The sequence below is a fragment of the Nonomuraea sp. NBC_00507 genome (genome assembly GCF_036013525.1).
Lineage (GTDB): Bacteria > Actinomycetota > Actinomycetes > Streptosporangiales > Streptosporangiaceae > Nonomuraea.
In genome coordinates this window covers 262632-275617 of sequence record NZ_CP107853.1, presented here as the reverse complement: position 1 = coordinate 275617, position 12986 = coordinate 262632, and the positions used below count along the sequence as shown (strand labels likewise).

The 12986-nt window shown below is 66.9% G+C and carries 12 protein-coding genes; 3 read left to right on the top strand and 9 right to left on the bottom strand.

The window, feature by feature from the left end; genetic code table 11:
- Positions 1–157: 157 nt before the first annotated feature.
- The 3 genes from OHA25_RS01370 to OHA25_RS01360 all read right to left on the bottom strand — a co-directional run bounded on the left by OHA25_RS01370 (position 158) and on the right by OHA25_RS01360 (position 2063).
- The gene (locus OHA25_RS01370; RefSeq protein ID WP_327585820.1) at positions 158–316 is read right to left on the bottom strand and encodes a hypothetical protein; all 159 of its coding nucleotides are present in this window, start codon (positions 314–316) and stop codon (positions 158–160) included.
- A gap of 134 nt (positions 317–450) precedes the next feature.
- A complete protein-coding gene (locus OHA25_RS01365) occupies positions 451–852 on the bottom strand; it encodes a hypothetical protein (protein ID WP_327585819.1) in 402 nt (133 codons plus the stop codon).
- A 338-nt stretch (positions 853–1190) separates the two neighbouring features.
- Positions 1191–2063, bottom strand: a complete 873-nt coding sequence (locus OHA25_RS01360; protein ID WP_327585818.1) for an HNH endonuclease — start codon at positions 2061–2063, stop codon at positions 1191–1193.
- A gap of 392 nt (positions 2064–2455) precedes the next feature.
- On the opposite strand from OHA25_RS01360, the gene OHA25_RS01355 reads away from it, so the two are divergent.
- Positions 2456–4174 (top strand): IS1634 family transposase, encoded by a 1719-nt coding sequence (locus OHA25_RS01355; RefSeq protein ID WP_327585817.1) that lies wholly within the window; start codon positions 2456–2458, stop codon positions 4172–4174.
- A 19-nt stretch (positions 4175–4193) separates the two neighbouring features.
- Here OHA25_RS01355 and OHA25_RS01350 read toward each other — a convergent pair whose 3' ends face one another.
- From OHA25_RS01350 to OHA25_RS01330, 5 genes are all read right to left on the bottom strand, one after another.
- A complete protein-coding gene (locus OHA25_RS01350) occupies positions 4194–4964 on the bottom strand; it encodes a reverse transcriptase/maturase family protein (RefSeq protein ID WP_327585816.1) in 771 nt (256 codons plus the stop codon).
- Between the two features lie 539 nt (positions 4965–5503).
- Positions 5504–6484, bottom strand: a complete 981-nt coding sequence (locus OHA25_RS01345; protein WP_327585815.1) for a threonine ammonia-lyase — start codon at positions 6482–6484, stop codon at positions 5504–5506.
- 111 nt (positions 6485–6595) lie between these two features.
- Positions 6596–7261: a maltokinase N-terminal cap-like domain-containing protein gene (locus OHA25_RS01340; RefSeq protein WP_327585814.1), complete on the bottom strand. Its 666-nt coding sequence runs from the start codon at positions 7259–7261 to the stop codon at positions 6596–6598.
- Between the two features lie 101 nt (positions 7262–7362).
- Positions 7363–8124, bottom strand: coding sequence for an SDR family oxidoreductase (locus OHA25_RS01335; RefSeq protein ID WP_327585813.1), 762 nt, complete (start codon positions 8122–8124; stop codon positions 7363–7365).
- On the bottom strand, positions 8121–9146 hold the full coding sequence (locus OHA25_RS01330) for a zinc-dependent alcohol dehydrogenase (RefSeq protein WP_327585812.1): 1026 nt from the start codon (positions 9144–9146) through the stop codon (positions 8121–8123). Before OHA25_RS01330 ends, OHA25_RS01335 begins: the two co-directional genes overlap by 4 nt.
- A 190-nt stretch (positions 9147–9336) precedes the next feature.
- On the opposite strand from OHA25_RS01330, the gene OHA25_RS01325 reads away from it, so the two are divergent.
- Positions 9337–10644: an L-fuconate dehydratase gene (locus tag OHA25_RS01325; RefSeq protein WP_327585811.1), complete on the top strand. Its 1308-nt coding sequence runs from the start codon at positions 9337–9339 to the stop codon at positions 10642–10644.
- Here the strand turns inward: OHA25_RS01325 and OHA25_RS01320 are convergent.
- Positions 10617–11345 carry a FadR/GntR family transcriptional regulator gene (locus tag OHA25_RS01320; protein ID WP_327585810.1) on the bottom strand — a complete coding sequence of 243 codons (729 nt, stop codon included), beginning with the start codon at positions 11343–11345 and terminating at the stop codon, positions 10617–10619. The genes OHA25_RS01325 and OHA25_RS01320 overlap by 28 nt on opposite strands.
- A 218-nt stretch (positions 11346–11563) precedes the next feature.
- Between OHA25_RS01320 and OHA25_RS01315 the strand changes: the two genes are divergently transcribed.
- Positions 11564–12901, top strand: a complete 1338-nt coding sequence (locus OHA25_RS01315; RefSeq protein ID WP_327585809.1) for an MFS transporter — start codon at positions 11564–11566, stop codon at positions 12899–12901.
- The last annotated feature ends 85 nt before the right edge of the window (positions 12902–12986 follow it).

Here is a 12986-nt window from a genome sequence, read left to right as displayed (position 1 = left end):
CGCGTTAATCCGGCCTTTTCCGGTGTTGGACCGCGCCTCGCGATCTCCATCAGGCTGGACGCGTGATCCCCATGAAAGAGCTGCTCAGCGGCATGCCGCTGTCGCCCGCCCAGATCGGCGTCCTCCTGAGCCTGGTCCACCCACCGGGGCTGACGGCTCAGAACGTCCCGAGCGGGTCGCCCACGAAGTTGCCGAAGAAGAAGCCGAAGAACAGGAAGTTCGGCACCAGCACGGCGTAGTGCCGGCGTCGCGGACGCGCGCTGACCGTCGCATCGAACCGGCTATGCCGCTCGACGTTCGTCTCGAAGTTCGTCAACAGCACCAGGCGACAGGCATCCCGGCCGTGTCTGCTCGGGGCCCCGGCGTCCGCGCCTGTGGCCCGGCCACGCCGAGCTCAGCGAGCTCGGCGTGGCCCGGTTCGCGCTCTGCTTGATGCACGATCGACCTCCATCAAGCGGCGTCGAGGGCCTCAGTGATCTTGCGTGCCATCTCCGCCATGGTGGGGCTGGGCTCGCCCTTCTGGGTCCGCGCGGCCGCGTCGATGGCGACAAGGACGGTACGGCGGAAGTTGTCGGCCTCGGCCGGAGCCTGCTGCTTGAGCAGGGTCATGGCCGCCGTAAGAGCCGGCAGCACCTGGTCGGCGAGTGCGGCTACGGACTTGCCTTTCAGGCCCTTGGGCGCCTTGACGAGCACGTGCCCGACCACGCCGGTCGCGGAGGTCAGAGCGATGCTGGACCCGGTGGCGGCCTTGTGGGCCGAGCCGGCGGCAGCAGCGGCGGACATCAGCGAGACGGCGCCCCACGCGGCGGTCCGCAGGGTGAGCTTGTCCTGGTCGGTAAGGGTGACGGACATGGTGGTGTGCTCCTTCACATCTGGTACGAACTTTCAATGACATCCACCATCGCCGACCGCTCTGATACCGGGCCGTTGCCGTACTGACGCCGCCGCTGACACTGCACTGCATGGTCGACGCGAGGGTTGGTCAGCTGGGCCGAGGGCTCCGGTGATCTTGCGGCCATCTCAGAGGGGCGGGATCGTCACCGTCAGCACCCCGCGCGCGACGCACCGAACGCCAGGCACAGGAACAGGGTGGGCCGCGCGGCGAGGTGCCTGGTGTTCAGGTCCTTTTCCGGCGCGGCCTCCCTCCGAACCACGCGGGCTAGTTTCCCAGCACGTGGCTCTCCAGCGATCTACGCCGCGTTCGCGGCGGGTTGCCCGTGGTGGATGGCCTCATGACAAAGGCGGCAGACCACAAGGGTCTTGCGCCGCTTCTTGATCATGAGAGCCGCCCAGGCGGGCTGGTCTTGTCCCGGGCCGGGGAGCCGTGCGAGCTTGCGGACTTGGTGGACCATCACCTTGGCCGCGTCGCCGCACAGTTCACACCGCCGCTTGAGGAGCCGGGCGACCAACTCCTTGCGAGGGTGCCGGATCGGGGCAGGGACGCGATCGTTGAGCTTGGCGTCCTTGTTCCGTGTCAGGGGTATCCCGCCGAACCGTGCGACCAGTGGCTGCTTGCCGGCGCGTTCGACGCGGGCTTCGAAGCAGGTGCGCAGCCCGTAGGGGGTTTGGATCTTGGCCGTGTATCTGGCCGCCATCTTCGTCACCGAGGACTGGTGCTTTGCCGCCAGCGTCTTGAGCATCGATGTCCGTGCGATCCAGCAGAGCCGGTTCAACCGCCAGACGTCGATGGCGAGCAGGTAGTACTGGACGATGCCTCGATATTCGGCGCCGTAGGCCTTGACGATGTCGTAGTCGTCGAGGTTCTGCATGCCGCTGCGGTGCCACGGTTTGCCGCGTCGCAGGTAGGGGGCACATTTGGCCTTGATCACATCGCGTGGTACTCGCAGCGCGATGATCCCGTTGACTGACCTGCGGCCCTTGGTCAGACGGGTGTTGTTGCACTGCGTGATGATCTCATAGCCGAGGTAGCGCGCCGCCCGGGTCCGGGCATGTGTGATCAGCGTCTTGTCCGGCGACAGTTCCAGGTTGAGTTCTTCACGCAGGAACGCCGCCAACTGATCTTTGATTTCCTCGGCTTCGGCCTTGGTTCCGATGAAACCCAACAGATGATCATCGGCGTAGCGGGAGTAGCGCAGCCGCCGATAGCCGGGATCGTAGGGGTCCCGGCTGGGCAGATCACGCCGCCTCCTGCGCAGTTCCCGGGCCTTTGCCCGGTCGCCACGCCGCTGTGCTTGCCGCAGAGGATGACGTGTCTCCTCATAGGCGGGGTTGGGTCGTCGGCACTCTCCACGGGAGTGCTGCGGGATGAGAACCGTCTCGACAAACTCGTCCAGCTTGCTCGCGTTCCGCAGCTAATCGCGGTTCTGGGGCATGATCGGGTGTGAACATGCAGGTCGAGGGCATGCGGGCTGGTGAAAACTGCGAGAACGCCTAGTGACACGACTTCCTCAGAAACACGTAACGACCAGGTGATCTGCTGCTAAGTTCTGGTGACATGTTCGTCAGGACCGCGACGCGGAAGAACAAGGACGGCACCGTGGTGCGCTACCTGCAGCTGGCGCACAACGAGTGGGACCCGGCCACCAAGTCCGCCAAGATGAAGGTCCTGCACAACTTCGGCCGCGAAGACCAACTGGACCGCGCAGCGGTGGAACGCCTGGTGGCGTCCCTGTGCCGGCTGCTGGACCCCGAGCGCGCCGCGATCGTGCGCGCCCCAGGCGAGCTGACCTACATCGGATCCGCTGCCTACGGCGGAACGTACCTGCTGGATCAGTTGTGGCGACGGCTCCGCATCGACTCGATCACGAAGGGGATGCTGACCCGGACCCGGCGCGGCCCATACACCGAACGCGTGCTCTTCGCGCTGGTGGCCAACCGCGCGCTGGACCCGTCCTCAAAGCTGGCCGCCTCACACTGGGTGGGCCGCACCGCGCACATCGACGCCCTGTCCGAGTGCAGCGATGACGCCTGCTACCGGGCGATGGACTGGCTGCACGACGTGCGCGACGCGATCGAGAAGAAGGTCTTCGACGAGGTCGCCAACCTCTTGAACCTTCAGGTGGACTTGCTGTTTTTCGACACGACCAGCACCTATTTCGAGATCGACGAACCCGACGAGATCGTCGACCGTGATGAGCGGGGTATCCCGCTGCCCCACAGCGCCGACGCCGAGGCCGACGCCGAGCCGGCGCAACGCAAGGCCTTTCGCGCCCTCGGCAAGTCCAAAGACCATCGCGATGACCTGCCGCAGATCGTCATCGGGCTGGCGGTCACCCGTGACGGTATCCCGGTCAGGGTCTGGTGCTGGCCTGGCGGCACCGCCGATTCGGAGCTGATCCGCCAGGCCAAGAGCGATATGCGGGAGTGGACCCTCGCCAAGATCGTATGGGTCGGGGATCGCGGGTTCGCCTCGTCCGCCAACCGCCGCTACCTGCGCACAGGCGATCACCACTACATCATCGGGGAGAAGCTGCGCTCCGGCTCACCAGAGGCCAAGGCCGCGCTGTCGCGCCAGGGCCGCTATCAAGAGGTGGCCTCCAACCTGAAGGTCAAAGAGGTGCGCATCAGCGAAAGCGATCGGTTCGTCATCTGCTTCAACCCCGAGGCCGCCGAACGCGACCAGGCGATCCGCGAGCGCCTGGTGACCCAGTTGAGCGAGCTGATCGACGGCACCGACACCTGGCCGGTGACCAAGCGGGCCGAACTGCGCGGAGTCATCTCCACCAAGCCCGGCCTGAACCGCTACCTGCGCGTCACCGCTGGCGGGCTGCTGCGCATCGACCAAGCCCGGATCAAGGCCGAGACCAACCTGGACGGCAAGTACCTGCTGCGCTGCTCGGATCCGAAGATGAGCACCGAAGACATCGCCATGGGCTACAAGCAGCTCTGGCAGGTCGAGCGCGGCTGGCGAGACATGAAATCGATCATCGACCTGCGGCCCGTCTACCACCGCCTCGAACAGCGCATCCGCGCCCACGTCGTCTTGTGCTGGCTCGCCCTGCTGCTGATCCGCGTCATCGAGACGGCCACCGGCATGACCTGGCAGCGTATCCGCGCCGAGTTCGACCAGCTCACCATCGCCACGTTCACCGGGCCCACCGGTGCCTTCGCCCAGACCGCGGAACTGACCAAGCTGCAACGCGACATCCTGGCCAAGCTCGACATCTCTGCCCCTAAGAAGATCGTCGAAGCCATCCCCGCGACAGGCGCCTGACCAGGCACAACGCCGTGTCCTAGTGACACGGCGTATCAGCATGCCTGCACGCGTTTCCCCAGCTCAAACCCCAGATTCGAATGCTTTTCTTCAGACACATCTGCGGAACCCAAGGCTTGTGCAGGTAGATATTGGACAGGACGGGTGAGACCACCCCGCCTTGTGGCGCGCCCGACAGCGTGGCGTTCCAGGTCCAATCCTCCAGATATCCGGCCGTTAACATGTTGCGTATCAGCCGCAGGAACCGGCCATCGTGGATCTTCTCCGCGAGAATCTTGATCATGATGTTGTGATCAAGAGATCCGAAGCAGTCGGAGATGTCCCCCTCGATGAACCAGACCGTGCCGGTCCAGGTCCGCTCGATCTGCCGCAATGCGGTGTGGCAGCCCCTTCTCGGCCGGTAGCCGTGTGAGTGGTCGGAGAACTGTGGCTCGTAGTATGCCTCCAGTAGCAGGCGTACTACTTCACCGACGAGTTTGTCCGACCAGGTCGGCAGCCCCAGCGGACGCAGCTTCCCATTTCTTTTCGGGATGTAGGTCCGCCGGGCAGGAGTAAACCGATAGCGTTCGTGGCGCATTGCCTCAATGATGGCGTCGATTTTCTCCTCGGACATGCCGTCCGCGGTTTCCTGGCTGGCCCCGGGTGTCATCGCGCCGTGGTTGGCGTAGATGCGGCCGTAGGCCAGCAGATACAACTCCTTGTTGAACAGTTGTCGATACAGCTCGTTACACGGCAGACCTTTCCTGCCGCGATCGTGGAGGACACCCAGCACCGTTTCGGCGCTTTGCATTTCGCATACCTCCTGGTCAGTTGGTGTCCGATCACCTGTGCCCCTTCGCCCTGTGGACGGCCTTCCCGTCCTCCCCGGCAGGTCGTGACCCCTGCGACTACTACGGGCACTGTGTCGCCATAGAGCTCGCGCCCCGTAGGCGATCCCACGTTCGTCCTTGCTATACGTATCGAGCGTGACGTAGGCGCCCCACTCATCTCCTTGAATGCCCTGACTGGACATCGCTCCATCCCGGGAGGTTGCAGCGAGCAATTGCTCAACTCGCCGCACGAGATGGCGTCGGTTTCAGACGTCTTTCCGACGGGCGTTTGATTGCGCCTTCTGGAGATTGGGGTTCAGGCAATCCAGCTTTCGCCATATCACGCGGGCCTTCCCAGCGCCTCGCCCCATACGTCTGGGCGCGACCGCTGGTTTCCTGACATGCTATTTTCCCTTTCACCCTTTCGGGCTCCGGTAAGTCATTAGGCCCAGAGATACACCTCCAATCTCTCCCTGCTGGACAGGGGATATAGCAAAGCGCCTCGTGGCGCAGGCAATGGTCAGGACCTGTGGAGGGGAGCCGCACCGACCCAGCGGTGGTAGGCGTCTACGTCGACGTTGCTGCCGCACACGATGGTGACTACGTGTCGGCCGGCGAAGCGGTCACGGTCTTCGAGGATCGCCGCGATGCCGAGCGCGGCCGATGGTTCGACGACCAGGCCGGCGTGGTCGAGGAGCATCCGCATACCGGCGATGATCGACGCCTCCTGGACCAGGACGGCGTCGTCAGCGACCAGGAGGAGGTCGTCCAGGACGGCCGGGATGGGACGCCGGCCGGCGACGCCGTCAGCGATGGTGTTGGTCGAGTCGGTGGTGACGACGCGCCGTTGGCGCCACGAGTGTGTCATCGCCGGTGCGCCCAGCGGCTGGATGCAGATCACCTCGACTTCGGGCGCCCAGGACTTCACCACATGACCCACACCGGTGGCCAGCGCCCCGCCGCCGAGAGCGATCAGGACGGCGTCGAAGGACGGCAGGGTGTCCACCAGTTCCAGGCCGATGGTCGCCGCGCCCTCGCAGGTCTCGATGTCCAGGCTGTCTTCGACCAGCCGGATGCCGTCGTGCCGCGCGACGGCCGCCGCCCGCTCGCGAGCCAGGTCGAAGTCGCCGTCCACCAGTTCCAACCTGGCGTCCAATGCGCGGATGCGATCAAGCTTCGCCGCGGGCGCGAAGCGGGATGCCACGACGGTGACGTCGAGCCCCCGGCCGCGACCGGACCAAGCGAGGGCTTGGCCAAGGTTGCCCGCACTGGCGCACACCACGGCTCGCGAGCCATTGTCGGCGAGCAGGCTCGCGACCACCTCGGTGCCGCGGGCCTTGAAGCTGCGGACCGGGTTCGCCGTTTCGAGCTTGATGCTCACCGTGCACCCGAGGTCGGGCTCCAGCGCCTCGCAGCGGTACAGCGGCGTGTCGAGGAAAATCGGGTCGATTAACCGGCGAGCCGCCCGGATCCGAGCAGTGTCGAGGCGCGTCTCCTGCATGACCCAGCAGCGTAGCGCCGTCGGCCTGCAGGGGATCGCGGCTCTCGTGGGGCACGCTCATTCCCGGCTGCCGCCCGGGAGGGCCTCGACGAGGTCGCCCCTCGCTGAGATCTAGGTACGAGGGCCGCTGTGCAAGACAACGAACAGCCCCCGCGCGCGGGTGCCATCCGGCAGGTGCCAGGAGCCGGCGACGTGGCCGGTCGCTTCCGGTGGGGGGAGAGGCGCGTTGTCTAGGGCGGGACGCAGGACCCGGTGCAAGCGGAGGGCCGTACCGTTCGGTGCAGGCAGCTCGGTGCCCTCGTGGTCGTCGGTGGCAGTGGTGGTGAAATCCGTGGCGGCGAGGTCGTCACCGATGTAGGAGCGGGTGACCTCCCGGTCGGGGATGTCGCTGGTGTTTTGGTCCTGGGCCTGGACGCGGCCCTCGATCAAGGCCAGCAATTGGGCGACCAGCACCGGGTCCTGGCAGCCGTCGTAGGCCCAGCGCCGCCCCAGCACCCCGTGCTCCATGGTGCCGACGAGGGCGTGCTCCGCCCCGGCGAGTGGGGCGCCGCGATAGGTGAGCGGCACCAGGTAGCTGGTCGGGTGAGTGCTGGAGGTGTCGGTGACCACCATGAACTCGATCCCGACCTCACCCTGCGGGTCGTCCAGCCGGAAGCCGCCGGCCTTGCCCAGTTCTGGTTCGCCCGAGCCGCCGAGGTACCACGGCCGGGAGGGGAGCCAGGAGGTGAGAAGTTCCAGCTTGGTCGGCTTGAGGGTGGTGTGGTGGATGACGGCCATGCCGAGGGTTCTCTTCCGTTGAGCGGGTACGACCTTCAGATCTTCCCATCTGCCGGCAGAGCGGTTCTTCAGCCGACAAGACCAGCAACGCGGCGTGGACGTCAGCGGGCGAGCCAGCCGCCGTCCACGGGCAGCACGATGCCGGAGATGTAGTCGGAGGCGCGGCTGGCCAGGAACACCGCGGCGCCGCCGAGGTCGCTCGCCGCCCCCCACCGGCCGGCCGGGATGCGCTCCAGGAGGGACCTGCTGCGTTCCGGATCCTCCCGCAACGCCTGCGTGTTGTCCGTGGCGATGTAGCCGGGGGCGATGGCGTTGACGTTCACGCCCTTCGGCATCCACTCGTTGGCCAGCGCCTTCGTCAGGCCCGCGAGCGCCGACTTGGAAGCGGTGTAGCCGGGCACGTTGATGCCGCCCTGGAAGCTCAGCAGCGACGCGATAAATATGATCTTGCCGTGCCCTCGCTCGATCATCGACCGGCCGACGGCCTGGCTGAGCACGAACTGGCTGTTGAGGTTGGTCTCGATGACCCGGTCCCACAGCTCGATCGGGTGCTGGGCGGCGGGCTCCCGCTCGATGGTGCCGGCGTTGTTCACCAGGATGTCGACGCCGAGCCCCTCGAGGTGGGCGGCGAGCGCGCTGACGGCCGCCCGGTCGGAGAAGTCGGCCTGGAGTGGCGTGAAAGTCCGTCCCGTCGCTTCCACGCGGCGTGCCGCCTCGCTGCCCGACGGCTCCATGGCCGCGCTGACGCCGATGATGTCGGCGCCCGCCCTGGCCAGCGCCTCGGCGATGGCCAGGCCGATGCCGCGGCGTGCGCCCGTCACGACGGCCGTGCTCCCGGTCAGGTCGAAGAGCTCGCGGCTCATGCCGTACCCCCAGAGACGTTCACGAGGATCTTCATGGCCTGCCCCGACTCCAGGGCGGCGAAGGCGTCCGCCGTCCCGGTGATCGGCACGATCTCCGTGATCAGCTCGCCGGCCGGGATCACGCCCGTGGCGAGCAGCTCGACGGCGCGTTCGAAGTCGGCGCGCTGGTAGACGCGCGCGCCCAGCAGGCGCAGCTCGCGCCAGAAGACACGTTGCAGGTCGACCGGCCGCGGCTGCGGATGGATGGCCACCACGACGACCGTGCCCCGTACCTTCACGAGGTTCGTCACGCCCAGCACCGCCGCCGCCGCGCCGGACACCTCGAACGCCACGTCCGCGCCGGCTCCCTGCGTCCATTCCTCGACCCACGCGACCTGGTCGGTGGCCGAGGGATCGAGCACGCGGAACCCCATGGCCGCGGCGGCCTGCCTGCGTCGCGGGTCTATCTCGACGACCACGACGTCCGCGCCCTCGTGCCTGGCGACCGTGGCGATGAGCACGCCGATGGGGCCGCCGCCGACGACCACCGCGCGGTCGCCCGGCACGAGCTCGGCTCGCCGTACGTCGTGGACGGCGACCGCCACGGGCTCGACCAGGGCCGCGTGGTCCAGGCGGAGGGTCTTGGGCAGAGGGACCAGGAGATCGGCCGGGACGTTCCACAGGCCCTGGAGCGCGCCGGGGGAGTCGATGCCGACGAAGACGAGGTTCTGGCAGATGTGCTGGTTGCCCGCACGGCACGCGGGACAGGAGCCGTCCCAGTCCAGCGGCATGACGGTGACGTGGTCGCCGGCGGCCCACCCGGTCACTCCGTCGCCCACGGCGGCGATGACTCCGCTCATCTCGTGGCCGATGATGGCGGGCGGCTTGACCCTGCCGTCCATGTGTCCGTGGAGGATGTGCAGGTCCGTGCCGCAGATTCCGGTGTACGCGACCTCGATCTGCACCTGGCTGGCCTTCGGGGGCGACGGATCCGCCTCACGGATGCCGATCTTCTGATTCCCCAGGTAATTGGCGGTTAGCACCGTTCGGGCTCCCATCGCTCTGGTGTTCCGGCAGCAGCATACACAACAGACATCAGATGAAAGATGTGATTCTCTCCGGATTTGCCGGACTCTCTCCACCTTTGCAGGGATATTCATCAGATGTATCCTGGCGGCAGCTGATCTGATGTCACAGATTGTGACGCACCGTACGAGCTCCGCTGGAGAGTGAATGACCGCGATCATCGGCGTGGACGCCTTCGACGTACGCTTCCCGACGTCGCTGAGCCTGGACGGCTCCGACGCGATGAACAAGGACGGCGACTACTCGGCCGCCTACGTCGTGATCAGGACCGATGACCCGGATCTGTCCGGCTTCGGCTTCACGTTCACGATCGGCAGGGGCAACGACATCTGCGTGCTCGCCGCCAAGCAGCGTGGACTTCCTCTGATCGGCATGGCCGTGGAGGACGTGGTGGCGGACCTGGGCGGCGTCTACCGTCACCTAAAGTCAGACTCGCAACTGCGCTGGCTGGGGCCGGAGAAGGGCGTCGAACACCTCGCCATGGCCGCCGTCATGAACGCCGTGTGGGACCTGGCGGCCCGCGTCGCCGGCAAGCCGCTGTGGCGGTTGCTGACCGACATGACCTCGGAGGAGCTGGCCGACGTCGCCGACCTGTCGTACCTGTCGGACGTGCTCACCCGCGACGAGGCGGTAGAGCTGCTGAAGGAGCTGGAGCCGACCCGCGCCGACCGCGTCGCCGAGCTGGCCGCGACCGGCTACCCGTGCTACACGACCAGCGCGGGCTGGCTCGGATACTCCGACGAGAAGCTGCGGCGGCTCTGCCAGGAAGCCGTCGAGGCCGGATACAAGCACGTGAAGCTGAAGGTCGGCGCCAGCCTCGACGACGACATCCGCCGGTTGCGCATCGCCCGCGAGGTCATCGGCTCCGACGCCAGCCTGATGATCGACGCCAACCAGGTCTGGGACGTGCCGCAGGCGATCGAGTGGGTACGCGCGCTCGCCGAGTTCGAGCCGCTGTGGATCGAGGAACCCACCAGCCCCGACGACATCCTCGGCCACGCCGCGATCCGCAAGGCCGTCGCGCCCATCGGCGTGGCCACCGGCGAGCACGGGATGAACCGGGTCCTGTTCAAGCAGATGTTCCAGGCCGAGGCCATCGACTTCTGCCAGCTCGACTCCGCCAGGCTCGCCAGCGTCAACGAGATTCTCGCGGTCTATCTGATGGCCAAGAAGTTCGGCGTGCCGGTGTGCCCGCATGCCGGCGGCGTCGGCCTCTGCGAACTGGTGCAGCATCTGTCGATCTTCGACTACGTCGCCGTGTCGGGCTCGCTCGAGGGCAGGGTGACGGAATACGTCGACCACCTGCACGAGCACTTCGTCGACCCCTGCGTCGTCAAGAACGGCGCCTACACGCTGCCGGCCCGCCCCGGCTACAGCGCCCAGATGTACGACGCCACGCTGGCGACGTTCTCCTTCCCCGACGGCGACTACTGGGCCAGGGCCACGGAGTCCTGATTCGCCGACAGATATTGCTCCACGGCGAGCAGGTGCACCCCCATCCGCAGCCGGGCCGCATCGGGATCCCGTGTCCTGAGCGCCTGGAGGATGGCCTGATGCTCCTTGTGGGTGTCGAGCTCGGCTCCGTCGGCGTTGATGGCCCGCCACAGGCGGGCCCGCACGGTACGGCTGGCCAGCGCCTCGATCAGCGCTTCCAAGGTCGTGTTGTGTGACGCCGCGGCGATGAGGCGGTGGAACGTGATGTCGGCGTTCATGACCGCCTCGTGGTCGATCAGCTCGGCCTGGAGTAGCAGCTCCATGGACGCCAGGATCTGCTCGGCCCGGTCGAGCTCCTCGTCGGTGATGCGCAGCGCGGCCCGCGCCACGGCCTCGGTCTCCAGCACACGCCGCACGGACTGCAGGTCGGCGACGTTTTCCGGCCGGTGCAGGTCGACCAGGAAACCGATCGGGCTCAGCAGTATCCCCGGGTCGAGCGCGGTCACGTAAGTGCCATCGCCCTGCCGGGTCTCCAGCACTCCGGTGATGACCAGCGCGCGGACCCCTTCGCGGAGCGAGCTGCGTGACACGCCCAGCTGGGCGGCCAGGTCCTTCTCCACGGGAAGGCGGGATCCCGCCGTCAGCGCACCGTTGATGATCATGTGCTTGATGCCCTCGACCACGATGTCGGATTGCGATGCGCGCGGCTCGCGGGTAGTCATCTGACCAGTTTAAAGCCAACGCCAGCGCGCGCGGCCGTATCAGAAGTCAATCATCAGATCAATCGTGCAGAACGACTGCCTGTTATCCGCAACTTTCCTGGTGAAACCTTGACGTAACACATGATTCATCAGATGATTCCGGAAAGCCGTCCGGGTTTGTCAAGTCATTCGTCAGGGCATTCCGGCGGCTGCTCCCCCGCACGAAGGAGGGCGTCGCGATGACGCAAGCGCATCCCCAGCCGGTCAGGTCACGCACGGGGACGACCAGGATCCGATGGACGATCATCTGGCTGGCGTTCGCCGGACTGTCGATCAATTACCTCGACCGTGCGAGTCTCAGCGTCGCGCTGCCGTTCATGGGGGAGGATTTCCACCTGACCGCGACGCAGCAGGGGCTGGTCTTCGCGGCGTTCTTCTGGGCTTACGACGCCTGCCAGCTCGTCGCCGGCTGGTACGTGGACAAGGTCGGGCCGCGGCGCTCCTTCTTCCTCGCCGCGGTGTGGTGGTCGATCTTCACCGCGCTGACCGGGCTCGCCCGCGGCTTCTGGTCCCTCATCACGCTCCGTTTCCTGCTCGGCGTCGGTGAGAGCCCGGCCCCAAGCACCGCGGCCAAGGTCGTGGCGACCTGGTTCCCGACCAGGGAACGCGCCTTCGCCACCAGCATCTGGGACTCGGGCTCCAGAGTCGGCGCGGTCATCGCGCTCCCCGTCGTGACCGGTCTCATCGCGTGGCTGCACTGGCGCGCCGTGTTCGTCGTCATCGGCGCGGTCGGGGTCGTCTGGGCGCTCGTCTGGTGGAAGTACTACCGGGACCCGCGGCAGCACTCCGGTGCGAGCGCGGCCGAGGTCGAGTACATCGAGGGCGGCGGCGCCCGTACGGCGGAGACCGACGGCGAGGAGGCCGCGCGGATCCCGTGGCGGTCGCTGTTCCGCTACCGCACGGTCCTGAGCATGATGTTCGGCTTCTTCTGCCTGAACAGCGTCATCTATTTCTTCATCACCTTCTTCCCGTCGTACCTGGTGACCGAGCGCGGCTTCTCCCTGCTGAAGCTGGGCTTCTTCGGGGCCATCCCCGGCCTGTTCGCGGTGCTGTCCGGCTGGGCCGGAGGCCTCCTGGCCGATCGGGCCATCCGCAGGGGCGCCTCGGTCACCCGGGTACGCAAGACGGTCATCGTCGGCGGGCTCGTCGGCGGGTCGGTGATCATGTTCGCCGCGCTGGTCCCGGAGGCGTGGATGGCGCTGACGCTCCTGTCGATCTCGTACGGCAGCCTCACCGTCGCCGGCACCGGCATCTGGTCGCTCCCCGCCGATGTCGCGCCCAGTTCCAGGCACGTCGGATCTCTCGGCGGGGTACAGAACTTCGCGTCCAACTTCGCCGGAATCATCACGCCGATCGTGGTGGGCGCGCTGGTGGACGCCACGGGGTCGTTCGTCGTGCCGCTGTTGGTGATCGGGGTGGTCGCCCTGGTGGGGGCGTTCAACTACCTTGTGCTCATGGGCAGGATCGAGCCGCTCAAGCTCATCGGCTCCGCCCCTGCCGCCACGAGCGGCTCCTGAGGGCTTTCAAGCACGGCTACCAGCTCGTCCTCGTCGTAGACGGGAGCGCCGCGCACCGCCGCGGCGCCCGGCTTCGCCCCGGCAA